This is a genomic window from Oceanobacillus zhaokaii, from assembly GCF_003352005.1.
In the GTDB taxonomy this organism is placed as follows: domain Bacteria; phylum Bacillota; class Bacilli; order Bacillales; family Amphibacillaceae; genus Oceanobacillus; species Oceanobacillus zhaokaii.
Genome location: NZ_CP024848.1, coordinates 1,837,769 through 1,863,035, shown reverse-complemented (window position 1 = coordinate 1,863,035; position 25,267 = coordinate 1,837,769). Strand labels below are relative to the sequence as shown.

Below are 25,267 nucleotides of genomic sequence, written 5' to 3'. Positions count from 1 at the left end.
ACGTCCTCTGGACAACGCAGAAGTCACCACATCCTGTGAAAGCCCGCTACTCAAAGCTACGCCGCCTCGAACTTTCGACGCACAGGACGTGCTAGTGTCGGTGTTGCATCAGGACGATGCGTTCTTAACCGACTCGGTCTTTTTATCCTCCTTTTGAACCCGCACTAAAATGTGTCTGTTTCTACCATAATCATATCTTCACCAATTTTTTTAATGGATTGCCAACGGATTTTCGTTTCATCTCCCTCTTTTTTTAATCCAAACCACTTATAATTTGGAATTATAAAAGCTTCGATTTGTCCCGTCTGCTCATTAATTTCTAAATCGGTTTGTCCTAATATCCCGAGTCGTGTACCTTCGTTTACATTGACAATCTCTTTGCCGCTGATATCCTTGAAACGCATCGCATTACCCCCATTTGTACTATGTAATACATATATATGCGAGTAAAGAGCAGCTATGTTAGATAGTCTTATTAATTCATTTTATCTGGTCCAATCAATGCCATGGAAGCCGGTTTATTAAAGGTGGAATCAATTACTTTTTGAATCGACTCATGACTAACTGCATCAATTTCACGTATCATTTCATCCAATGTACGATGCCGTTGTAATAATAATTCATTCCGGCCATTTCTATTCATTCGACTGCTTGTACTTTCTAGGCCTAACATTAGATTCCCTTTTAATTGCTCCTTACTATTATGTAATTCTTTATCCGTTACCCCTTTATCAATCAGGGTCTCTACAGTCTGCTTGATTGTATCCCGAAGTAGCGGTAATTGTTCTTTTCCAGTACCAGCATAGATCGTTAATAATCCATTATCTAAAAACGATGAATGATAAGAGAATACGGAATAGGCTAAACCTTGCTTCTCCCTGACATCCTGAAATAACCTTGAGCTCATACTACCGCCTAACACATTATTCATTATGACCAAGCTGTACGCATTTTCATCACCAACTGGGAGCCCGCTAAATCCGAAACATAAATGTGCTTGCTCTGTATCCTTAAATTGTTCAATATTATTCGCTAAGAAAGTTGGTTTCAAAATGGTCGATTGGCTGTTTTTCGACTGATAGGAACCGAAATAATTTTCAATATTATTTATAAAAGATTTTTCAACATTTCCCGCAACAGAAATAACAACATTATCAGGTGTGTAACGGTCTTTAATGTAAGTGCGTAAATCATCTGGTTTAAAGGATTTCAATTGTTCCTCTGTACCTAAGATTGAATAACCTAATGGATGCTTTCCGAAAGACGCCCTTGCTAATAAGTCATGGACTATATCATCTGGTGTATCCTCATACATTTTAATTTCTTCAAATACTACTTTCTTTTCCCGTTCCATTTCATCTTCGTTGAAAGTAGAGTTAAAGAACATATCTGCCAAAATTTCTAATGCATGCTCCTTATGAGTATCCAATACTTTCGCATAGAAACAAGTATATTCTTTTGATGTGAACGCATTTATTTGTCCACCAATAGCATCAAATGCTTCCGCAATATCTTGAGCTGTTCTCGTCTTAGTACCTTTAAAAAGCATATGCTCAATAAAATGGGAAATACCATTATTTTGGTTATCCTCATTACGAGAACCTGTTAACACCCAAATACCAATGGTTACTGAACGTACAGCAGGTATTTTTTCCAATACAATTCTAACTCCGTTTTTACAATTATGTTTATCTATCAATACGGTTCCTCCTATAATTTGAATCAAGGCTTCACTATACCAGCTAACATCATTTCCATTATCTATCGTTACTTAATAGTTTATCAATAGTGCCAATTCGATATTCATTTTCTTTAATACTTTTAATCAATAAATCAAGTCCTTCAGCGATAACAGGGGTAGGATGCATTAAGATTGTTGCTCCCGGATGCAGCTTACTATTTACTCGATTCATCATAACAGATACAGATGGTTTCTTCCAATCAATGGTATCTACTGTCCATAGAATCGTTTCCATTTTTAGGTTATAAGCAGATTGTACTACCTGTTCATTAAAACTTCCACTTGGAGGTGCAAACCATTTTGGTGTTTTCTCTGTTATTGCACTTAGTATTTCATTAGTTTGTGCAATTTGTTCAACAATATCTTGGTTGGATATTCTTGCCATGTCAGGGTGGTTATATGCATGATTACCAATAATATGGCCTTGTTCATCAATCATTTTAACTAATTCAGAATTTTCCTTTGCCCACTTTCCTTCAATAAAAAACGTTGCCTTCACTTTATTCTCTTGCAGTGTTTTCAATATTGAAGGAATATGCTCAGTTCCCCAGGATACATTTATCATTAAAGCAACCATTTTCTTATCTGGATGTCCACGATAAATTGGTGAAGCTGGAAGGTCAGAAAGCGAGATTTCTGGTTCTATCTGCTTATAAACGAGTAAGGAGTCATCAAATATCCCTGCTCCTTTCATTTTTTCATAGGATTTATCAACATCAACCGCAAGTCCATTTCTTCCTGGTGTTTTTTTCCAGACGTCATCAATATAAGCGTTTTGCGGTTGTTCCTGATAGTTTGATTGTTTGTCTAAAATCTCTTGATACAAGGCATCTTCTTTTTTATTTTGTGAGAAGATCGGAACGTCTCGTATCTGAAATGGATTATATTGCGAATTGAATGTTAAAATGACTAGGATTGTAAAAATAAATAAATTAACATACTTACGATAGTGTTTCATCGTTTTATCCCTCCCATACATCTTTATGCATAGGATGGACAGGTTTATACCAATACAAATCATTTTCCAATGCTGTTTTCTTAAAGTCTACACTTTCTGGAAATTAATAGTAACGAGTAGATGTAAAGTGCGAAATAACTTAGAATATCAAATACTCTTGGGCCAGTCGCTCCGAAAATACACTTCGCTTTCCGCGGGGAACTAGTGAGCCTTCTTATGCTAGCGCGCTTCGAAGTCTAACCTAGGCTCTTCTTCCCGCAGGAGTCTACGTGTATTTTTTCCGCCGGAATTGTTCGTTAGCTACCTTTTTCCATCAGTTCAGGTGCAGCATTACACTCTCTTACGGCTGTTGATGATTGGATCGTAGGACAGGATACTCTTTCGGAAAAGCAACGACTAAAAATCCGTTGGAAGCTGTCTTCTTTCGATGGAGCAGACCACTTTTCCCGGGGAAAACCTACTGTTTCAAGAGCGAAAATTAATATCGCACCTATTTAGATTGCACTTTATATATTGCCACAAAAAAATGGGTATAAAAAAAGAAACTGATTCTCCAGCTTCCTTTTTCAAACTTTATATAAATTATTGATTTGCCTTCTCTTTTCGTTCTCTATCTTCAATTAAAACAGCCTTGCGAGATAGATTAATTCGTCCTTGACGATCAATTTCTTTTACTTTTACCATGATTTGATCGCCAATAGATACGGCGTCTTCAACTTTATTTGTTCTTTCTTCTGCTAATTCAGAGATATGAACGAGTCCGTCCTTACCTTTAAACAGCTCAACAAATGCTCCGAATTTTTCAATTCGTTTAACAGTACCTAGGTACATTTGCCCAACTTCTACTTCTCGAACAATGTCTTCAATAATCTTCTGTGCTTCTTTATTCATTGATGCGTTTGTTGAGGAGATAAAGACTTTACCATCCTGTTCGATATCAATCTTAACGCCTGTTTCATCAATGATTTTATTAATTTGCTTCCCGCCAGGTCCAATAACATCACGGATTTTATCTGGATTTATTTCCATTGTTAAGATTTTAGGTGCATACTCAGAAAGCTCAGATTTTGGTTGATTAATCGTAGCTAACATGGAATCTAAGATTTGCATACGACCTTTCTTAGCCTGTGCCAATGCTTCTGATAAAATCTCATTGGATAATCCTTCGATTTTAATATCCATTTGTAATGCAGTGACACCTTTTGCAGTTCCAGCAACTTTAAAGTCCATGTCACCAAGTGCGTCTTCCATACCTTGAATATCCGTTAAAATAGTATAATCATCGCCAGTTTTCACTAGGCCCATAGCAATTCCCGCAACTGGCGCTTTAATTGGCACACCTGCGTCCATCATAGCTAATGTACTAGCACAAATACTTGCTTGGGATGTAGATCCATTTGATTCTAGTACTTCCGAAACTAAACGAATCGTATATGGAAATTCCTTCTCAGATGGGATTACCTTTTCTAGTGCACGCTCACCTAATGCGCCATGCCCAATTTCACGACGGCCTGGCCCTCGAATAGGCCCTGTTTCCCCGACGCTGAATTGCGGGAAATTATAATGGTGCATAAATCGTTTTGTTTCTTCTAAATCAAGTCCATCTAAAATTTGCACATCACCTAATGCTCCAAGTGTACAAATACTAAGTGCTTGAGTTTGTCCACGTGTAAATAATCCAGAACCATGTGTTCTTGGTAGTAAATGTACTCGAGATGATAACGGGCGGATTTCGTCAATTTTTCTTCCATCTGGACGAATTTTCTCAACCGTAATTAATCGTCGTACTTCTTCTTTCACCATTTTATCTAAAATGGATTTAACTTCTTTGATATCTTCTTCGTCTTCAAATGAAGCTAGCACTTCTTCTCTCACAAGGTTTATCGCATCATCTCTTGCATGCTTCTCTTGAACTTGGATTGCTTCATGCAATTTAGCCTTTGCTTCTGCTTCCAATCGAGCAACCAGCGCTTCATTGAACTCAGATATCACTACTTCAAACTTATCTAAGCCAATTTGTTTTACAATTTCCTCTTGGAACTCAACAAGACGAACAATTTCCTTGTGACCGAAAAGGATTGCTTCTAGCATGATTTCTTCAGGTACTTCAAATGCACCCGCTTCAACCATATTAATCGCATCTTTCGTTCCTGCTACTGTTAATTCAATGTCGCTTTTCTCAGCTTGTTCAACAGTTGGATTAATGACAAATTCACCGTCAACTCTTCCAACATGTACCCCTGCAATCGGACCAGCGAATGGAATATCGGAAACACCTAATGCAATAGATGATCCAATCATTGCTGCAATTTCGGATGGACAATCTTGATCAGCACTCATGACCATACTAATTACTTGGACTTCATTTCTAAATCCATCTGGGAACAGTGGGCGAATTGGTCGATCAATCAATCGTGAATTAAGGATTGCCTTTTCACTTGGTCTACCCTCACGTTTGATGAAGCCTCCAGGAATTTTTCCTACTGCATATAAACGTTCTTCATAGTTAACTGTTAATGGAAAAAATGGTAAATCTTTTGGTTCTTTTGAAGCTGTTGCAACTGCAAGTACCGATGTATCTCCATAATGGACCATACAAGCACCATTTGCTTGCTTCGCTAATTCTCCAATTTCTACAGTAAATGTTTTTCCAGCAATTTCTGTAGAAAATACGTGTTTTTCTTCTGCCATTAGTTAAAGTGCTCCTTTCATTACCACGATATATTTTCCATTTTATATTTTAAATGAAAAAAAGTAAATTCGATTTTCTTTATCTTATGTATTATACCTTATAATAATAGAAAAAGCAGGATTTCTCCTGCTTTTTAAGATTATCGACGTAATCCAAGTCGTTTAATTAATTCGCGGTAACGTGTAACATCTTTATTACGAAGATAGTTAAGTAAATTACGACGTTTACCTACCATTTTCAATAAACCACGACGTGAATGGTGATCTTTTTTATGAACACGTAAATGTTCATTTAGAGTTGTGATTTCTTCAGTTAGTACAGCGATTTGTACTTCTGGAGAACCAGTATCTGTATCATGAACTTTGTATTCATTGATAATTTCATTCTTACGCTCTTGTGTAATAGCCATCTGGCTCACCTCCTATAATTTCTATATCCCCAGTTCCCTAGCAAGCGTCGGAGTTACGATTTGCCAAGCAACGGTTTTACGTAAATAAGCATAACCCTTTTTTTGATAAAATGCAAGAGAAAATGCAGTCACATGATAAAAAACAGTTTAGCACAGCTTTTTGACATTATTATAGTTATTCTGCACTTTAATTATCTGCCAAAATAAGCACGAATATTTTTCTCATCTAATGCTAATTGATCGATTAACTCCTCAGCATTTGCAAATTTCTCTTCATCACGGATGTATTTATGCCACTCAACGTATAACTCTTCACCATATAAATCATTATTGTAGTCAAATATATTAACTTCGACAGAAAGATCCTCGCGATCAGCAGTAAAGGTTGGGTTTGTTCCAATACTAGCCATGCCCTCGTAGGTTTCATTCTTGTATATTACTTTCACCGCATAAATTCCTTGCTTTGGAAGCAGTGCATCTGGATTAATCCTTAAGTTTGCGGTTGGATAGCCAAGATCTCTGCCGCGCTGATCGCCTCTAATTACGGTTCCATCTAGCTTAAATGGTCTTCCAAGTAACTGATTTGCTTCTTCCACACTTCCAGTCCGTAATAGCTCTCTAATTTTTGTTGAACTGACCTTCTCGTCATCCAATGTGTACCTGTTAATTGTCGTAACCGTAAATCTGTCTCTCGTATAGTCAGCTATATTATTCATGTTACCACTACCCTTATGACCAAATGTATAATCAAATCCAGCTACTAAATGTTTAATATTCAAGCCGATTATAAAATGATCGATAAATTCTTGGGGAGATAATTTAGATAGTTCTTGATTAAATTTAATGATATATAATCGATCGACATTTAATTGTTTTAGCATTTCCTTTTTTTCTTTTATCGGTGTAATGTATTTCACGTGTTGCGTGTCTTTTTTTAACACTACGGATGGATGAGGATGAAAGGAAATAACAGCACTCTCCATATTCTTCTCTTTAGCTTCATCAATTGCAGTTTGAATTACTTTCTGATGACCTTTATGTATACCATCAAAAAATCCAATTGCACTTATTGTATTCGGTAATTCATCCAGCACTAAGGCATGTGGGTATGTTAATTCAAATGTTCTCAAATTCTTTCACTTCTTTCTCACCCATTAAAAACACGAACGGGTTTAATTTCCTCCGGTTTATCAGGGTGGTTTTGGTAAATTGCTAATAAATGCTGCTGATGAACAACTAAGAATGGATCCGTTTCGATGGTGTGTTTTGGCGCCTTCAGTTTTTGCCCATTCATAACTTTGAATTTCGTCGCTTCATCAACATCCAACCGGTCCAAATGATCCACGCCATGAATGATTGGAACTAGCAATCTTTCTTGTTCATTATTTTCTGCAGCCTCTTCTATATTAGCAAATGTCACTGTATTTTTCTCGGAAAATGATCCGGTATTTGTCCGAACTAATCCTGACATATGTGCAGGATAACCTAATTTCTTACCAATATCAACACATAGAGTGCGGATATACGTACCCTTTGAACAAAGCACCTTAATTTTGAAACTATCTGTATTCGTTGATAACAACTGGATATCATAAATCGTTATTTCACGCTCTGGTCGCTCCACCGGTTCATTTGCCCTTGCATATTCATAAAGTTTTCGTCCGTTGACCTTAACAGCGGAATACATTGGCGGAATTTGTGTAATCGTTCCCATGAAAGATTGCAATACTTCCTTTATGCTATCTATGGTTGGGGGATTTGCTACTTTCTTTTCTTCAATTATTTTCCCCTGGGCATCTTCTGTTTCAGTTGCCTCTCCCAATTTAACTTCTGCGATATACGTTTTTTTCGTATCGGTTAAAAATGACACTATTTTTGTTGCTTCACCAATACAAATAGGCAATACACCTTCCACTTCAGGATCGAGGGTTCCAGTGTGACCAACTTTTCTTGTTTTAAACAGCCTTCTGCACTTCATCACACAATCATGTGATGTCATTCCTTTTGGCTTCCATAATGGCAAAATACCATTCATTTAATCAGCTCCAAAAAAATATATTCTGCATGGAAAAATCTGACCGGCTAAGTGAATAACCGAGTCAGATTAATATGATTATTTATTTAGATCACGTAAAATCGTATCAATACGATTTCCATATTCGAATGCTTCATCAAATTCAAATAAAAGTTCTGGTGTTTTGCGCAAACGAATTCGTCTGCCAATTTCTGTTCGGATAAACCCTTTTGCTTTCGCAAGTCCTGTAAGTGTTTCTTGCTTTTGTTTTTCATCGCCTAAAACAGAAATAAATATCTTTGCCTGCTGCAGGTCACCACTCACTTCAACATCCGTTACAGTTACGAATCCAACTCGCGGATCTTTTATCTTGCGGGTAATTATTTCACCTAGCTCTTTTTTCATTTGTTCTGCAATTCGATTTGCACGTAATTCAGACATTTTGCTTTCACCTCATCAAAAACCTAGTATCCTTTCCACTTGTTTTATCTAACAGGTAAAAGGAGATTTTATATGCGTTCTACAGTTGTAATAGTACGTTCTAATTCTGGAAATGAATCAATAACATGTAACGTTTTTTGAATTCTTTGTTCGGCATGAGATAAGTCTGTTGAAATCGTGACAATCCCAATTTTGGTCCGTTGCCAAAGGTCATGATAATCCAGTTCAGTTACAGACAGATTATAATCATTCCGCAACTTAGCTAATAACCTTTTGATAACAGAACGTTTTGCTTTAAGTGAATTTCCTTCATATAACTTACATTCAACTTCTGCAAATAAGATCATTTGCGTTCGATTTCTACCATTTTATATGCTTCAATTACATCGCCTTCTTTAACATCATTAAAGTTTGCAATCGTAATACCACATTCATAATTTTGTGCAACTTCCTTCACATCATCTTTGAAACGTCTTAACGTATCAATTTCACCTTCGAATAACACAATACCATCACGGATTAGACGAATACTTGAATCTCTTGTTATTTTACCATCCGTTACATAGCTTCCAGCAATTGTACCAACTTTAGAAACTTTAAATGTTTCACGAACTTCCGCTTGACCAATCACTTTCTCCTCAAATTCTGGGTCAAGCAAGCCTTTCATCGCTGATTCAATTTCTTCAATTGCACTGTAAATAACACGGTGCAGGCGAACATCAACCTTTTCAGATTCTGCTGCTTTTTTCGCATTAACATCTGGACGAACGTTAAAGCCGATAACAATCGCATTTGAAGCTGATGCTAGAATAATATCTGACTCCGTAATCGCTCCAACCCCTGCATGGATGATTTTAATATTAACGCCTTCCACATCAATTTTTTGAAGTGATGATGAAAGTGCTTCAGCAGAACCTTGTACATCTGCCTTAATGATAATATTTAATTCCTTCATTTCACCTAGTTTAATTTGCTCAAATAAATCATCTAGGCTAATTTTCGTTTGTTCATGACGATTTTCCATAATGTGTTTTTGCTGACGAGCTTCACCAATTTGACGAGCTTTCTTCTCATCTTTAAATACTAAGAATTGATCACCAGCTTGTGGTACATCATGTAATCCTGTAATTGCAACAGGAGTCGATGGACCAACACTTGTAACCCGTTCGCCAAGATCATTTACCATTGCACGAACACGGCCAAATGTATTACCGACGACGACAGAATCCCCAACATTTAAGGTACCGTTTTGTACAAGTAACGTTGCAACAGATCCTCTACCCTTATCAAGCTCTGCTTCAATAACAGTACCAAATCCATTTGCATTTGGATTTGCTTTTAATTCCTCAACTTCAGCTACAAGTAAAATCATTTCTAATAAATCATCAATACCTGTATGCTGTTTCGCGGATATCTTCACGAAAATCGTTTCTCCGCCCCAGTCTTCTGGTACAAGACCATGTTCAGTTAGCTCTTGCATTACTCGGTCAGGGTTGGCTGCTTCTTTATCCACTTTGTTCACAGCAACAATTATCGGTACTTCCGCTGCTTTCGCATGGTTAATTGCTTCAATTGTTTGTGGCATAACACCGTCATCAGCCGCTACAACAAGTATAGCAATATCTGTAACTTGTGCACCACGTGAGCGCATACTAGTAAATGCAGCATGTCCAGGCGTATCTAAGAAAGTTATTTTCTTATCGTTAACTTCTACTTGATAAGCACCAATATGCTGTGTAATTCCACCAGCTTCGCCTGCAGTTACCTTCGTGTTACGAATAGAGTCAAGTGTTGTCGTTTTACCATGGTCAACATGCCCCATAATTGTTACAACAGCAGGTCGTTCAACAAGATCTTCTGGTTTTTCTTCAACGATATATTTGTCAAAATTCGTATCTTCTATAATGATTTCTTTCTCTACTTCTACATTATAATCGTTACAAATTAGTTCGATTGTATCATCGTCTAAATCTTGATTTTTCGTTGCCATTACACCCATGAACATTAACTTTTTAATAATTTCCGCTTCTTTTTTATAAAGCTTACTAGCTAACCCACTTACTGTTAATGTATCACTGTACGTAATCTTTTTAGGCGTCTCAACAACAGTTGATTGTTTTGTTGAAGTTTGCTTATTACCTCTGCCTTTATTAAAGTGATTCGGACGTCTATTTTGATTTCTATTATTCTTTTGATGGCCACCAGATTTATTGTTTTGCGTTGTTGCATTAGCTTTCTTCTCTGGACGATTATCTTTCTTTTTCATTTGATTTGACCCGTTATTATTTGAATCATTTTTCACGGTTGTTTGTTGTACACTTTTTTCATTTTTCTTCGGCTGACTAACAAACTTCTTATCTAATTTTCCTTTAGTATCATCTGATATTGTTGACATATGATTCGAAACTTCCACATCCAATTCCTTTAAATAGTCAATTACATCTTTACTTGACGTATTATTTTGTTTTGCATATTCATATACACGCATTTTACTCATACGTTCACCCCCGAGATTAATTACCCAACAACGATCTTATTTTAGTTGCAAATCCAGCATCTAAAATACCAACTGCAACTCTTTGGGATTTCCCAATTGCGTTCGATAGTGCTTCCCGATCATCTACTATCACAACTGGCACATTATAAAAATTACATTTATCCATTAGCTTCTTCTTCGTTTGTGGACCGATATCACTTGCTAGCAGTACTAATTTCGCTCGTTGATTTTGAATATCTTTAATAATCAATTCTTCACCCAATGAGCATTTTCTAGCTCGATATGCAAGTCCAATTAAGTTTAAATAACTATTTTTCATTGACATTACCTGTGACAAGCATTCTTAATTCTTCATATATAGAAGCATCTACTTCCGCATTTAACTGCCGATTAAGTGCACTTGATTTCTCTGCTTTTGTAATAACATCCAAATCTCGAGATAAGTATGCACCACGGCCGTTTTTCTTGCCTGTAGGATCAACAAAGACTTCCCCTTCTTTGTTGCGCACGACACGAATAAGATCCTTCTTTGGCTTCATTTCATTCGTTATGATGCATTTTCGTTCTGGTGTCTTTCTCTGTTTTACCATACGTATCCCTCCTTATTCGAACAAGTCTTCTACTTCTTCTGAATACGTATCTTCTGCTTCAGTTAACAAACCTTCTTCTCTTGCTTCTGATTCACTTTTAATATCAATTTTCCAGCCTGTGAGCTTCGCAGCTAGTCTTGCGTTCTGGCCGCGTTTGCCAATCGCTAACGATAATTGATAATCTGGAACAATTACAGTAGTTGCTTTTTCTTCTTCATTCACGATGACATCGACTACTTTTGAAGGACTTAATGCATTCGAAACGTATACTTTTGGATCCTCTGACCATTCAACAATATCGATTTTTTCACCTTTTAATTCATCAACGATTGCTTGTACACGTTGTCCTCTTTGACCAACACAAGAACCGACCGGGTCAATTTCTGGATTTGCAGCATAAACGGAAAGTTTTGAACGATCGCCAGCTTCCCTTGCTACTGATTTAATTTCAACAACGCCATCAAAGATTTCTGGAACTTCCATTTCAAAAAGTCGTTTCAGGAGGCCTGGGTGAGATCTTGAGACATAGATTTGTGGTCCCTTACTTGTGTTCTCAACCTTTGTTACAAATACTTTTAATCGGTCGTGTATGTTATATTCCTCTGTTGGCATCTGTTCAGCTTCTGCTAATTTCGCTTCAATTTTCCCTAAATTCACATATACAAATCGTGGGTCTTCACGCTGAATAATTCCAGTCATTACATCTTCTTCACGATCAATATATTCAGAGAAGATTACGCCACGCTCTGCTTCCCGAACTCGTTGTGTTACAACCTGCTTAGCAGCTTGTGCAGCAATTCGCCCGAAGTCCTTTGGTGTTACCTCTAATTCAATCGTATCTTCTAATTCATAGTTGGGATCAAGTTTTCTAGCTTCATCTAAAGAAATTTCCAACTGTGAATCTTCTACTTCCTCAACAACCGTTTTTCTTGAATAAACACTCATTTTTCCGGTTGCTTCATTTAATTCTACTCTAACATTTGAGGCAGATTGGAAATTCTTCTTATATGCCGAGATTAATGCTGCTTCTAATGCTTCTAATAATACTTCTTTGTCAATACCTTTTTCACTTGATAAATTATCAATTGCATCAAACAACTGACTGCTCACTATCTTTTCCCCCTTAAAACGTGACAGCAATTCTTGCTTTTGCTATTTTGTCATATGGAATTTCTACTTGTTTCATTCGATTTTTAACTTTATATTCAATCGTTAATATATTATCTTCGAACTGCTTCAAAATTCCTTCATACTCTTTTTCATTGTCGATTGGCTCATATAGTTTTATAAACATGTTTTTTGATATATTATTGTTAAAGTCTTCTTTTGTTTTGAGTGGTCTTTCAACACCTGGTGATGAGACCTCTAAGAAATACGGTTCTTTTATTGGATCTGTTGCATCGAGCTTCTCACTGAGCGCTTCTGATACATCGCCACATTCGGTAATATCAATTCCGCCTGGCTTATCAATATATAGACGCAGAAACCAGTTTTTCCCTTCTTTGACATACTCAATATCCACCAATTCAAATTTCTTTTCTTCTAGAATTGGCAGAACTAATTCTTCAGTTGTTTTTATTACTTGAGAACTCAACTTTCATCCTCCTTTATTCAGTTGTAGTATTACATATATTATGGACTAATCCATGCTTCTTCATTTATCCCTTTAAAAATAAAATCCCTGCCTGAATTTGTGGCAAGGGAATTTTTTGTCAGTGTGGAATAGAACTATGAAGAAAGAGTGGGTTTTCACCCACTCTTTGACTGTCCGTATCATTACTTACCACAAAGTATTATAGCATATACATTGACCTGATGCAAGATTTACCAATTTAACGCTATACCATAAAGGTTGTTCTTACTTTTGATGGCGATTATACACTGGCCGAGCGCTCGGAAAATACACTTCACTTTCCACGGGGGCTGCTGAGCCTCCCGCAGGACAAGGTAAGCTTCAGCAGCGTTACATCGCAATCAGACAAATAGAACTTTATTTTCGAGGAGTCTTCGTATATTTCCTACGCTGGGATTGTGCTAGTGCATATTATTATCAAGATAAGATGGCATTCCTTCTATTATGGCTGTTTATTCACTTTGGTAAGTCGACTTCTACTGGCAGAGCAACCTGTGAGGGAGCTGAAGCTTTACTTCGGAAAGCGACTTCTCGCAACGGAAATCAACTTAGCTATTAAGACGCAAATAGATATCAATAGTAGTAATCTAAGTCAAGTTAGACTAAAAATTAAAACAAGGATAATTGATTCTTTTCTTCCATACCTTCTAGGCATCCGATGTTATCCAGGTACTCTAATACAGTTTTGGAAATTTTACTTCGTTCGCGCAAATCTTCTTTTGATAGGAATTCTCCTTCTTCACGTGCTTTAACAATATTTAGTGCAGCGTTTGTTCCTAAACCATCAACCGCATTAAATGGAGGGATTAAGCTGTCCCCATCAACTATAAATTCTGTTGCACTTGATTTGTATAAATCAACCTTCTTAAATGAAAGTCCACGTTCACACATTTCAAGCGAAAGTTCTAATACTGTTAATAAGTTTTTCTCTTTCGGCGAGGCTTCGTTTCCTTTTGCGGCAATACCTTGAATTTGTTTTCGTATTGCTTCTGAACCTTTATGCATCGTAATTAAATCAAAGTCATCTGCCCGTACGGTGAAATATGCAGCATAGAAGTAAATTGGATAATGTACTTTAAAGTACGCTATTCGGATTGCATTTAAAGCATATGCGGCAGCATGTGCTTTAGGAAACATGTACTTAATTTTTTTACAGGAATCGATATACCAATTAGGTACATTGTTTTTCCTCATTTCAACTATCCATTCATCCTGCAATCCTTTACCTTTACGAACGGATTCCATGATTTTAAACGCTAATGATGCCTCCAAACCTTTGTGGATAAGATATACCATTATATCATCACGACAACCGATAACTTCTGTTAATACACAGGTACCATCATTAATTAAATCTTGAGCATTTCCTAACCATACGTCTGTACCATGGGATAATCCAGAAATAATGAGAAGCTCAGCAAATGTGGATGGTTTTGTATCCTCCAGCATTTGTCTTACAAATTTTGTACCAAACTCAGGAAGTCCCAATGTACCTGTTTTACTATTAATTTGCTCCGATGTAACACCAAGTGCCTCTGTTCCAGAAAATAGCTTGAATACATCAGGGTCATCGGTCGGTATCGTTTTTGGATCAATGCCGCTTAAATCCTGAAGCATACGAATCACGGTCGGATCATCATGACCAAGAATATCCAGCTTCAATAAATTATCATGGATGGAATGGAAGTCAAAATGTGTTGTTTTCCATTCACTATTTCGGTCATCAGCAGGAAACTGAATTGGTGTGAAATCAAATATTTCTTTATCCTCAGGGACAACGATTATTCCCCCTGGATGCTGTCCAGTAGTTCTCTTAACACCAGTACTTCCTTTAACTAGTCGATCAATTTCCGCGTTTTTAAATACTAATTGTCTATCAGATGCATATCCTTTTACATAGCCATATGCTGTCTTTTCTGCAACTGTACCAATTGTACCCGCACGAAAAACTTTATCTTCTCCAAACAGTACTTTTGTATAGTTGTGTGCCCGTGGCTGGTAATCACCTGAGAAGTTCAAATCAATATCTGGTACTTTATCTCCCTTAAAGCCAAGGAAAGTCTCAAACGGAATATCATGCCCGTCCTTGTTTAGTGACGTATTGCAATTTGGGCAATTTTTATCTGGTAAATCAAATCCACTTCCAACCGAACCATCTGTAATAAATTCATTATATTGGCATTCAGGACATACATAGTGTGGTACTAGTGGGTTTACTTCGGTTATTTCTGACAACGTAGCAACTAGTGACGAACCTACCGAACCACGGGAACCAACGAGATATCCATCATCAAGTGATTTCTTAACGAGTTTATGGGAAATTAAATAAATAACTGCAAATCCATGACCAATGATACTTTCCAATTCCCTTTCTAATCGATCCACAACAATTTTAGGCACTGGTTCACCATAAATTCGTTTTGCATTTGAGTAACAGAGATCACGCATTTCTTGATCAGCTCCATCAATGGTAGGAGTATATAGCCCGTCCTTTACTGGTGAAAGCTCCTCTATTTCTTCTGCAAGCTGATTTGGATTAGTCACTACAATTTCATATGCTTTGTCTTCTCCTAGGAAATGGAAGCATTCCAGCATTTCGTTTGTAGTACGGAAAGGAGTATCCGGCAATGTTTGTCGGCTTAATGGGTTTCCTGCTTGAGAAGAAATCAGGATTTGTCGGTATTGTTTATCATGCTCATCAATATAATGAACATTTCCTGTTGCTACTACCGTTTTATTCATCCTTTCGCCCATATCAACAATATTTGAAATAATATCTAATACTTGTGACTCGTTTTGTACAAGATCTTTCTCAACAAGGTGAACATAGTTGGTTGGTGGCTGAACTTCAATATAATCATAAAATTCAGCAGCACGCTCTGCCTCGTCAGCTGATTTTTGCATCATCGTTTCAAATACTTCTCCGCGGTCACATGCAGTTCCAACCAATAATCCTTCTCGATGTTTTTGTAATACAGACCTTGGCAATCTCGGTACACGGTAGAAGTAATCAATATGCGCAAACGACACTAACTTATACAGATTTTTTAAGCCTTCTTCTGTCTTCGCAAGTAAAGTACAATGATACGGTCTTGACCTTTGATATGCATTTCCTTCACCCATATGGTTATTTAATTGTTTATGATTAACAATTTCTTGATTCAGCAGCTTTTTCACAAGCTTCCAAAGTAAATAACCAGTTGCTTCTGCGTCATATATTGCACGGTGATGTTGGGTTAGCTCAATATCTAAATGCTTACATAATGTATTTAGTCGATGATTTTTCAATTCTGGGAAAAGAAAACGAGCTAATTCTAATGTATCGACAACAGGATTCTCCGCTTTTTCATAGTTGATTCTTTTTAGTGCCTGATTCAGAAATCCCATATCAAAGCTTGCATTATGAGCGACGAGAACATCATTTCCCATCCATTCATAAAAATCTTTAATTACCTCATCAACCTCCGGAGCGTCTTTAACCATTTCATCCGTAATTCCTGTTAATTCGATTGTTGTTTCAGATAAGGGATGATGTGGATTAGCAAATGCCTCAAATCGATCAATGATTTCACCTTTATGAATCTTCACCCCAGCAAGTTCAATTATCGTATCGTAAACCGCTGATAAGCCTGTCGTTTCGACGTCGAATACAATATAGTTCGCATCTTCTAAGTCCAAATCTTTTTCATTATAAGCAATTGGCACCCCATCATCGACTAAATTGGCTTCAACACCATACAAGACTTTAATTCCATTCTTCATACCCGCTGCATGTGCATCTGGAAATCCTTGAACACCTGCATGGTCTGTGATGGCAACTGCCTTATGCCCCCATTTTGCAGCCTGGGTAACAAGCGCACTCGGTGAAACAACTGCATCCATTTGGCTCATCGTAGTATGTGCATGTAATTCGACACGTTTTCCATCTTCATCCGCTTCATCTCTGCGTTGCTCTACCTTAATTTCATGGATGTCATTTGCCATCATCGCAAGCTCATTCGAATACATATCTGTCTGAATGCTTCCTCTCGCTTTTATCCACATGCCTTCTTTAACAGATTTAAACTGTGCAACATCATCGTCCCCATTTGAAAACTTCTTAATCTGCAGGGAATCTGTGTAATCTGTTGCCTTAATAATCAATAAGCTTCTACCAGAGCGTAATTCTCGAACTTCAACAGAAAAAATGTATCCTTGTACTGTTACACGTCGTTCTTCATCTTGAATTTGTTCCATTTGGATCGGCTCATCTTGAATTTTATACCCAAGCTGTAATGGCTGATTATCATTATTGTTCTTTTCTTGATCACGCTTTTCTTTTTCTTGAACCGTTTTAAGTACAATCTGCTGATCTTCTTTTGCCTTCTGTTCCTTAAACTTCTCAAGATCGGCTAAATTTGTTTTCACATCAATTTCTAATGAATAAGATAAAGTCCCTATTTTTTTACAGTATAAATTAAAATCTGACTCAAGCCGCTTTTTAAGCGCACTTCCTTCTGCATCATTTCTTGCTGTTAACATAATCTTATTACCGTTAACTCTAGGGGCTTGGTTTTGCACTAGGTCGCGATATGCCGGAGAGAGGTTTGTAATTGATGTAATATAGTTTTTCCAGTAGGCAGTAATTGTTTCTTCCGTGCAAGTTTTGTCATCTGTCGTAATCGTAACATCTACCTGCGCTATTTGCTGAAAAGTTTCCTTAAGCTTTGCTTGTAATGACAGGTACATATTGACTGGCAATACTTTTCCTACATGAATGTGAAAATGCCAAGTCTTTGTTTTCTTATATACTTCTAATTTCTCTAGGTAACTTTCATTGAAATATTGTTTCCTATACTCTTCTGGTATTTGAAGCTGCTGTAATAAATAGTGCATTTTTTCTTTTTTTGAAATATCCATTGATAGCCCTCCCATTCAACTATATATACGACTAATGCTGAAACCCTTGCCAGCAATTGGACAAGGGTTTCGCGGTTTGGTTTTTTCTACAGGAATAGACGTTGGATATCATTCCATGTTACAACAATCATTAGGAGCATTAGTAATGCAAACCCTACAAAATGAAAGATTCCTTCTTTTTCAGGTGGCACTGGTTTCCCGCGAATTGCTTCAATTGCAACAAATAGTAAACGACCACCGTCAAGTGCAGGTAATGGCACTAAGTTAACAATTCCAAGATTAACACTTAGCATTGCAGTCCATAACAATAAATTCATAAATCCTGTTTGAACCACTTGATCTGTCGCATCATAGATTCCAACAGGACCTGAAAGCATATCAATCGAAACCTGTCCGGTGATTAACATCATTAAGTTAGTTAATACCAATTTTGTAATATTGTAGGTTTGGATTATTCCATACTTTAATGTACCAATAACTGACTTTTCGGTTGCTTGATATACACCAATTTGCCCTATGCTAATTGGGTCACCTTTTTGATCAACCGACTCCACTTCATTAGGCACAATTGTTATTGCTTCCTCATTCCCATTTCTTAAAACGACGAGTTCCATTTCTTGTCCTGGATTCTCCCTAACAACACTAGTAAATTCTTCCCAAGTTGAAACAGATTGATCTTCAATTTGGATAACTTCATCATTAGGCTGCAGGCCAGCTTCCTCTGCAGGTGTATCCGGCTGAATCTGTCCCATTCGCGCTTCTTCAACAGGGACACCTTGAATTAAGCCTAAAATAATAAAAATAACTATTGCAAGCAAGAAGTTCATCATAGGCCCGGCAAACAATTGCATTGCCCGTTGTGCTGGTGTTTTGGATGCAAATTGTCGATTATATGGTGCTATTTGCGTTTCTCTTTCATCCATGATGAAAAATGCTTTTTCATCAACATCGAATCGCAGTAAATCATTTTCTTCATCAATTTCATAACCTTCAATGATTAACTGATGATCTAGATCAACCCGTTCCACTTCGATGACCCTTGCATTCGGATGCTTCGATTTATTGTTGACAATAATTTTATTAACCTTCCCGGCCTGATTAAACTCTAATCCGATATGATGTCCAGGTTTTAGCTCAATGATTTCAGGGTCTTCACCAGCTACACGAACATATCCTCCAGCAGGGATTAAACGAATTGTGTATAATGTTTCATTTTTAGTGAATGAAAAAACTTTTGGTCCAAAACCAATTGCAAATTCACGGACCAGCATTCCAGCACGCTTAGCAAAAATCATATGCCCCCACTCGTGTATAAACACTAGCAAACCAAACATCAATATAAACGCAATAATAGTGGTCAAAAGTAGCACCATCCTTCAATTGGTATTGGATTTTCCCAGTAGATAAGAAAGCGCAAAATCATTATCTACTTAAGTGCATCTTAGACTGCCACAACAGGCTTTGCAACAGCCAAGAATTCTAAATATAGTCCTGAGATATAAATAAATTAAAACTTATTTTGAAAAATAGTACAACTTTGAGGTCGAGTCTTTTACAAAAATTGTATGATATGTAGTAATGGCAATACAAATAATAAACTATCAAATCTGTCTAAAATTCCACCATGTCCAGGAAGTATTTTCCCAGAATCTTTTACACCATAATTTCGTTTTAATGCAGATTCTACAAGATCACCAATTTGCCCAAATATAGAGGCAAGTATTGTGACTCCAATGACGATCAGCAAAGAATGCGGGAATGGATGAATAAGGTGGAAAATAATCGCGATTACGCAAGCAAGTACGACGCCACCTATAGCACCCTCAACTGTTTTATTCGGACTAATTGTTGGCCATAGTTTACGTTTTCCAAACGCACGACCAAAAAGATAAGCCCCAGTGTCTGTTGACCAAATAATGAAGAAGGCAAAGAATATATTACTTAGACCATTAACACCATCCCTTGTCTCCATTAAATAATAGAACCCTAATCCAACATAAAAAGTTGCTAGCAGGATAAAACCAGCATCATCAAATGTAAATTTGTTCTTTACTAGTACAATATAGGATAATAATAACAAAATAATGATCGTTATCATTTCCAACTCAGATAGAACGAGAAGTGATAAAATCCCTGTTTGGTTGTATAATAATATGACCCAAAGTAATAATACTGCTAATATATAACTAATGAAATATCCACTGTTTTTCCTCATCCGAATAAGCTCAAATAAACTGACCGTCGCCAAAGCTGCAACTAGTATCTTAAATGGCCATCCGCCGATTATTACAATTGGTACAAATACGATTAGTGCTAATAATGCTGTGATTGTTCGCTGCTTCATAAATCTGTCCTCACCTTAAATACCTCCATAGCGTCTTTTTCGATGTTGATATTCGTCCAACGCTTGTCCAAAAACTTCTTCATTGAAGTCCGGCCATAAAACATCTGTAAACCAGAATTCCGTGTACGCTAACTGCCATAATAAAAAATTACTAAGGCGTTGTTCACCACTTGTACGAATTAATAAATCTGGATCCGTTAAATTTTGCGTATAAAGATATTCAGAGAAAACCTTCTCGTCAATGGAATCAATCGATAATTTGGAACCGTCAATATCAGTCATAATTTGTTTGATTGCTCGCATAATTTCTGATCTGCTTCCATAATTAAGTGCAAAATTCAACAATAACCCGTCATTTTTTTTCGTCTTCTCAATTGCATATTGAACAGCATCTTGTGTATGTTTTGGAAGTGACGAAATATCTCCAATGACGTTGATTCTTACATTATTATCAATCAATCCCGGAAGATAAATATGTAAAAATTCCTTTGGTAACTTCAAGATAAAATCAATCTCTGATTTTGGTCTGTTCCAATTTTCAGTCGAGAAAGCATATAGCGTCAGAATTTGAATATTTGCTTCCACAGCAAATTTCACTATCTTATTCACTGTCTTTACACCAGCTTGATGTCCAGCAATACGTGGTAACCCTCGTTTTTCGGCCCATCGCCCATTTCCATCCATAATAATTGCGACGTGATTTGGAATATTTTCTGGAGATTCTTGTTCTTGTTCCTCTATTTGTTTACTTTTTAAAAACGGAATTTTCATCGCCATCGTTTGTCCTCCGAATGTGTTGATTGTATACGTCTTCCTCTTACATAATTATTATGAATGAATAAGGAATTATATTACGCGTAAAGTTTATATACACTATGAATCCTGTCTTATTATAACATTCAACTCTTATTATTATAACGAGTAGATGATAAAAATACAAAAGCCCCCTTATACAAGAGGGCTATTCTTATATTATTTTACACTTAAAAGTTATATAAATAAAGGTGTAATTCTTCTTCTCCTAAGAATAGATGGCCTTATTTATTATACTTCCATAATTTCTTGTTCTTTTTCTTTCGCTAACTGTTCAATTTTAGCAATGTAATTATCTGTTTCTTTTTGAACAGTTTCTTGTGAGCTTCTTAGTTCATCCTCGGTGATTTCACCGTTTTTCTCTTCCTTTTTCAACTGATCATTTGCATCACGGCGAGCATTTCTTACTTGTACACGATACTCTTCAGTATATTTACCTACTACCTTAGCTAAATCTTTACGTCTTTCTTCGGTAAGTGCTGGAATACTGATACGGATAACATTACCATCATTTGATGGTGCTAGACCAAGATCTGCAATTTGAATTGCTTTTTCAATATCTTTAATTGCTGTTTTATCATATGGTGTAATGACTAATAATCTTGCTTCAGCAGCCGAAATAGAAGCTATTTGATTTAATGGTGTAGGAGCACCATAATAATCTACGTTTACACCATCTAAAAGACTTGGATTTGCACGTCCTGCTCTTACAGTTGCTAAGCTTTTTGAAAAAGCTTGAACAGTTTGTTCCATTTTATCTTTCATTTCGTTCATAACTACATCTGACATGTTTATTTCCCCCTTATCGTTGTCCCGATTGTTTCACCTTCGACAACTTTTTTAATATTTCCTTCTTCCGTGATAGAAAATACAATTAATGGGATATCATTATCCATACTTAGTGATGAAGCAGTTGCATCCATTACGCCGAGTCCTTCATTTAACATTTCCATATATGATAAACTTTCATATTTCGTCGCATCCTTATTTAATTTAGGATCCGCTGTATAGACACCATCGACATTATTCTTAGCCATTAAGATTACTTCCGCTTCAATTTCTGCAGCTCTTAATGCTGCAGTTGTGTCTGTAGAGAAATAAGGATTACCTGTACCAGCAGCAAAAATGACAACGCGTTTCTTCTCCAAATGTCTGATTGCTCTTCTTCTTATGTATGGTTCAGCAACCTGACGCATTTCAATTGATGTTTGAACTCGAGTCTCAATCCCGGCATTTTCAAGCCCATCTTGTAGTGCTAAAGAATTCATTACCGTTGCCAGCATTCCCATATAATCTGCTGAAGCCCGGTCCATTCCCATTTCACTTCCGACTTTCCCACGCCAGATATTTCCTCCACCAACTACGATTGCTACTTCAACACCTAATTCTACTACTTCTTTTACTTGCTCTGCAATTGATTTAATCGTTTTAGGATTAATGCCATAATCCAGATCACCACTTAAGGCTTCTCCGCTTAATTTAAGCACTATTCTACGGTACTTTGCTGTTGTCATAATTACCTCCATAGAAGCTTGATATTTTCTGCGCAATTTAAATTACCCTGTAATAATTGCTAGGGGGTTATGTTGAAAAAGGGAACAATATTTGCTCCCTATTTCAGAATGTAAGAGGTTATTCAAAAAGTCCGGTCTTTTATCCTTCTTTTTGAACACACACCTTAACTATATTTAAATTACTTATTTTTTGTTAATTTGGCTCATTACTTCTTCAGCAAAGTTTTCTTCGCGTTTTTCTAATCCTTCACCAACTTCATAACGTACAAATGACTTAACAGTAGCACCTTTATCTGCTACATATTTTTTCACTTTTTGGTCTGGATCTTTAACGAAGCTTTGGTCTAGAAGACAAATTTCTTCAAAGAATTTATTTAAGCGTCCTTCTACCATCTTCTCAACAATGTTTTCAGGTTTGCCTTCGTTTAATGCTTGTGCTTTTAAAATTTCGCGTTCATGATTTGTTTCTTCTTCAGAAACTGCATCACGAGAAACGTACTTAGGCTTAGCAGCAGCAACATGCATTGCAATGTCTTTTGCTAATTGCTCATCGTTTGTTCCTTCTAATACAGATAGAACTCCGATATTTCCGCCCATATGTAGGTAGGCACCAAAAACATCATTATCTGTTTTGTTATAGACTGTGAAACGGCGTAAAGAAATCTTTTCACCGATTTTAGCTACTGCTTCATTGATGAAGGTTTCTACAGTTTCACCATCACCATGAAGTTTTTGTTGTAATGCTTCTTCCACGTTTGCAGGTTGTTCTTTTACTATGTGTTTTCCTAACTCAGCTAGTAACTCTTTAAACATGTCATTTTTCGTTACAAAGTCAGTTTCACAGTTTACTTCAAGAAGAACTGCTGTGTTGTTGTCTACTTCTACGTATGCAGCACCTTCTGCAGCAATACGGTCTGCTTTTTTAGAAGCTTTTGCAATTCCATTTTCACGAAGGTAGTCAATTGCTTTGTCAATATCACCTTCTGTTTGTTGAAGTGCTTTTTTACAATCCATCATACCTGCTCCAGTTTTTTCACGTAGTTCTTTTACCATTTTTGCAGTAATATTCATGTTTTATGTCCTCCTTTAAATTTATCTGGCTTGTCTTCTTAAAATAAACTCTTAAAAAAAGGTGATAAAAGGTTCCTCTCCTCTTATCACCCTAACCTTTTTGGTAGAAAGGAATGCAAGATTCCTTTCTATATTAGTGCAACGAAGGCTATTACTTATCACCTAAAAGGTTTCGTTAGGTCTTCGTTTATTAAACTAGAATTACGCTTGTTCTGATTCTTCTGGAGCTTCTTCAGAAACAGCTTCTTCTACAGGAACTTCTTCAACTTCTTCTTCCTGTTTCACTTCTAAAATAGCATCTGCCATTTTAGAAGTCAAAAGTTTAACCGCACGAATAGCATCATCATTTGCTGGAATTACATAATCGATCTCATCTGGATCACAGTTTGTATCTACAATCCCGATAATCGGAATGTTTAATTTATGAGCTTCAGCGATCGCGATACGTTCTTTACGTGGGTCAACGATGAACAAAGCATCTGGTAGCTTTGTCATTTCTTTAATTCCACCTAAGAATTTAACTAAACGATCTTTTTCTTTTAATAAATTAACAACTTCTTTTTTAGGTAAAACTTCAAATGTTCCATCTTCTTCCATACGCTCAATATCTTTTAGACGATTGATACGTTTACGGATTGTTTGGAAGTTTGTAAGTGTACCACCTAACCAACGTTGGTTAACAAAGTACATACCAGAACGAATTGCTTCGTCTCTAACTGAGTCTTGTGCTTGTTTTTTCGTACCAACGAAAAGGATTGTACCACCATTTGATGCGATTTCCTTTACAAAGTTGTACGCCTCATCAACCTTCTTAACTGTTTTTTGTAGGTCAATGATATAAATTCCGTTACGTTCCGTGAAGATGTATTTTTTCATCTTTGGATTCCATCGGCGAGTCTGATGTCCGAAATGTACACCAGCTTCTAAAAGTTGCTTCATAGAAATTGCTGCCATAATAAATTCCTCCTATTTGGTTTTTGTATTTCCCTCCGTCCAGATCATCTTCATGTAAAGACCAATGAGATCAATGGCACCCTTCACATAAATTACCAGACGTGTGTTTTATTTACCTATTCAATGATTTTGAACATAGTATTTACACCAAAAGTTACTATAACATAATGATACCGTATAATCAAGCATTATTCTTATTTTTTTTATGCATCTTAATAAATAATTCTACTTCTGTTTTTCCCCGGTCTAGTTGTTGTGCTATTTCTGTAATCGTCATTCCTTGATGGTGCAACTGTAATATACTTGCTTCTGAAGATGTTTCGACTAAATCATCAACCTTCGCATCTATTAACGGTACACCATTCTTTTCCACTGTTTCCTTCTGGGTATATGGATATTCTTTGTCATCTGATTCAGCTTGGGACTTCTCAGGATCTTTATGTGGGGGTGTATTTGAACTTAGTCTATCTTGTAATCGATTATTCTCTTCCTTTATTTCCTGCAAATAGGTCTCAAATATTTCCGCCATTTCAGCAGTATCTGCTCTCTTAAATGATTGTATTTGTTGAGAGAGCCGATAGATTGCATATAATGCAACTATATGTATTAAAAAGCTAATAATAAGTAATAATGACTGCATGATTTTCCTCCTGTCTAGCAAGCCGCTTATCTCAACAGATAGGTTATTGCCAATTGC

The 25,267-nt window shown here is 36.6% G+C and carries 23 protein-coding genes; all 23 read right to left on the bottom strand.

Annotated features, from left to right (window positions below):
- Positions 1 to 164: 164 nt before the first annotated feature.
- Positions 165 to 404 carry a YlmC/YmxH family sporulation protein gene (locus tag CUC15_RS09420; protein WP_114916421.1) on the bottom strand — a complete coding sequence of 80 codons (240 nt, stop codon included), beginning with the start codon at positions 402 to 404 and terminating at the stop codon, positions 165 to 167.
- Between the two features lie 71 nt (positions 405 to 475).
- Positions 476 to 1,699, bottom strand: a complete 1,224-nt coding sequence (locus CUC15_RS09415) for a M16 family metallopeptidase (RefSeq protein ID WP_114916420.1) — start codon at positions 1,697 to 1,699, stop codon at positions 476 to 478.
- 58 nt (positions 1,700 to 1,757) lie between these two features.
- The gene (locus CUC15_RS09410; RefSeq protein ID WP_114916419.1) at positions 1,758 to 2,699 is read right to left on the bottom strand and encodes a polysaccharide deacetylase family protein; all 942 of its coding nucleotides are present in this window, start codon (positions 2,697 to 2,699) and stop codon (positions 1,758 to 1,760) included.
- A 582-nt stretch (positions 2,700 to 3,281) separates the two neighbouring features.
- Positions 3,282 to 5,390: a polyribonucleotide nucleotidyltransferase gene (locus tag CUC15_RS09405; protein WP_114916418.1), complete on the bottom strand. Its 2,109-nt coding sequence runs from the start codon at positions 5,388 to 5,390 to the stop codon at positions 3,282 to 3,284.
- Positions 5,391 to 5,530: 140 nt separating this feature from the next.
- The gene (gene rpsO / locus CUC15_RS09400; RefSeq protein WP_114916417.1) at positions 5,531 to 5,800 is read right to left on the bottom strand and encodes a 30S ribosomal protein S15; all 270 of its coding nucleotides are present in this window, start codon (positions 5,798 to 5,800) and stop codon (positions 5,531 to 5,533) included.
- Positions 5,801 to 5,991: 191 nt separating this feature from the next.
- Positions 5,992 to 6,930, bottom strand: coding sequence for a bifunctional riboflavin kinase/FAD synthetase (locus tag CUC15_RS09395; RefSeq protein WP_114916416.1), 939 nt, complete (start codon positions 6,928 to 6,930; stop codon positions 5,992 to 5,994).
- Positions 6,931 to 6,947: 17 nt separating this feature from the next.
- The gene (gene truB / locus CUC15_RS09390; RefSeq protein WP_114916415.1) at positions 6,948 to 7,835 is read right to left on the bottom strand and encodes a tRNA pseudouridine(55) synthase TruB; all 888 of its coding nucleotides are present in this window, start codon (positions 7,833 to 7,835) and stop codon (positions 6,948 to 6,950) included.
- A gap of 78 nt (positions 7,836 to 7,913) precedes the next feature.
- Entirely contained in the window at positions 7,914 to 8,255 is a 342-nt protein-coding gene (gene rbfA / locus CUC15_RS09385; RefSeq protein ID WP_114916414.1) for a 30S ribosome-binding factor RbfA, read from the bottom strand.
- 68 nt (positions 8,256 to 8,323) lie between these two features.
- Positions 8,324 to 8,602 (bottom strand): DUF503 domain-containing protein, encoded by a 279-nt coding sequence (locus CUC15_RS09380; protein ID WP_114916413.1) that lies wholly within the window; start codon positions 8,600 to 8,602, stop codon positions 8,324 to 8,326.
- Positions 8,599 to 10,752: a translation initiation factor IF-2 gene (gene infB, locus CUC15_RS09375; protein WP_114916412.1), complete on the bottom strand. Its 2,154-nt coding sequence runs from the start codon at positions 10,750 to 10,752 to the stop codon at positions 8,599 to 8,601. Before infB ends, CUC15_RS09380 begins: the two co-directional genes overlap by 4 nt.
- Before the next feature lie 16 nt (positions 10,753 to 10,768).
- Positions 10,769 to 11,071 carry a YlxQ family RNA-binding protein gene (locus tag CUC15_RS09370; RefSeq protein ID WP_114916411.1) on the bottom strand — a complete coding sequence of 101 codons (303 nt, stop codon included), beginning with the start codon at positions 11,069 to 11,071 and terminating at the stop codon, positions 10,769 to 10,771.
- On the bottom strand, positions 11,061 to 11,342 hold the full coding sequence (rnpM, locus tag CUC15_RS09365; protein ID WP_114916410.1) for an RNase P modulator RnpM: 282 nt from the start codon (positions 11,340 to 11,342) through the stop codon (positions 11,061 to 11,063). The genes CUC15_RS09370 and rnpM overlap by 11 nt, the downstream gene beginning before the upstream one ends.
- 12 nt (positions 11,343 to 11,354) lie before the next feature.
- Positions 11,355 to 12,452 carry a transcription termination factor NusA gene (gene nusA, locus CUC15_RS09360; protein WP_114916409.1) on the bottom strand — a complete coding sequence of 366 codons (1,098 nt, stop codon included), beginning with the start codon at positions 12,450 to 12,452 and terminating at the stop codon, positions 11,355 to 11,357.
- Positions 12,453 to 12,465: 13 nt separating this feature from the next.
- The gene (gene rimP, locus CUC15_RS09355; protein ID WP_114916408.1) at positions 12,466 to 12,936 is read right to left on the bottom strand and encodes a ribosome maturation factor RimP; all 471 of its coding nucleotides are present in this window, start codon (positions 12,934 to 12,936) and stop codon (positions 12,466 to 12,468) included.
- A 648-nt stretch (positions 12,937 to 13,584) separates the two neighbouring features.
- Positions 13,585 to 17,874, bottom strand: a complete 4,290-nt coding sequence (locus CUC15_RS09350) for a PolC-type DNA polymerase III (RefSeq protein WP_114916407.1) — start codon at positions 17,872 to 17,874, stop codon at positions 13,585 to 13,587.
- 86 nt (positions 17,875 to 17,960) lie between these two features.
- Positions 17,961 to 19,235, bottom strand: coding sequence for an RIP metalloprotease RseP (gene rseP, locus CUC15_RS09345; protein ID WP_114916406.1), 1,275 nt, complete (start codon positions 19,233 to 19,235; stop codon positions 17,961 to 17,963).
- A 191-nt stretch (positions 19,236 to 19,426) separates the two neighbouring features.
- Positions 19,427 to 20,218, bottom strand: coding sequence for a phosphatidate cytidylyltransferase (locus CUC15_RS09340; RefSeq protein WP_114916405.1), 792 nt, complete (start codon positions 20,216 to 20,218; stop codon positions 19,427 to 19,429).
- Between the two features lie 15 nt (positions 20,219 to 20,233).
- Positions 20,234 to 20,995 (bottom strand): undecaprenyl pyrophosphate synthase, encoded by a 762-nt coding sequence (locus tag CUC15_RS09335; protein ID WP_114916404.1) that lies wholly within the window; start codon positions 20,993 to 20,995, stop codon positions 20,234 to 20,236.
- 267 nt (positions 20,996 to 21,262) lie between these two features.
- Positions 21,263 to 21,820 (bottom strand): ribosome recycling factor, encoded by a 558-nt coding sequence (gene frr / locus CUC15_RS09330; RefSeq protein WP_114916403.1) that lies wholly within the window; start codon positions 21,818 to 21,820, stop codon positions 21,263 to 21,265.
- Between the two features lie 2 nt (positions 21,821 to 21,822).
- On the bottom strand, positions 21,823 to 22,545 hold the full coding sequence (pyrH, locus tag CUC15_RS09325) for a UMP kinase (protein WP_114916402.1): 723 nt from the start codon (positions 22,543 to 22,545) through the stop codon (positions 21,823 to 21,825).
- A 183-nt stretch (positions 22,546 to 22,728) separates the two neighbouring features.
- Positions 22,729 to 23,616, bottom strand: a complete 888-nt coding sequence (tsf, locus tag CUC15_RS09320; RefSeq protein ID WP_114916401.1) for a translation elongation factor Ts — start codon at positions 23,614 to 23,616, stop codon at positions 22,729 to 22,731.
- A 201-nt stretch (positions 23,617 to 23,817) separates the two neighbouring features.
- Positions 23,818 to 24,570 carry a 30S ribosomal protein S2 gene (gene rpsB / locus CUC15_RS09315; RefSeq protein WP_114916400.1) on the bottom strand — a complete coding sequence of 251 codons (753 nt, stop codon included), beginning with the start codon at positions 24,568 to 24,570 and terminating at the stop codon, positions 23,818 to 23,820.
- Between the two features lie 181 nt (positions 24,571 to 24,751).
- Positions 24,752 to 25,210 carry a DUF6115 domain-containing protein gene (locus tag CUC15_RS09310; protein ID WP_114916399.1) on the bottom strand — a complete coding sequence of 153 codons (459 nt, stop codon included), beginning with the start codon at positions 25,208 to 25,210 and terminating at the stop codon, positions 24,752 to 24,754.
- Positions 25,211 to 25,267 lie beyond the last annotated feature (57 nt).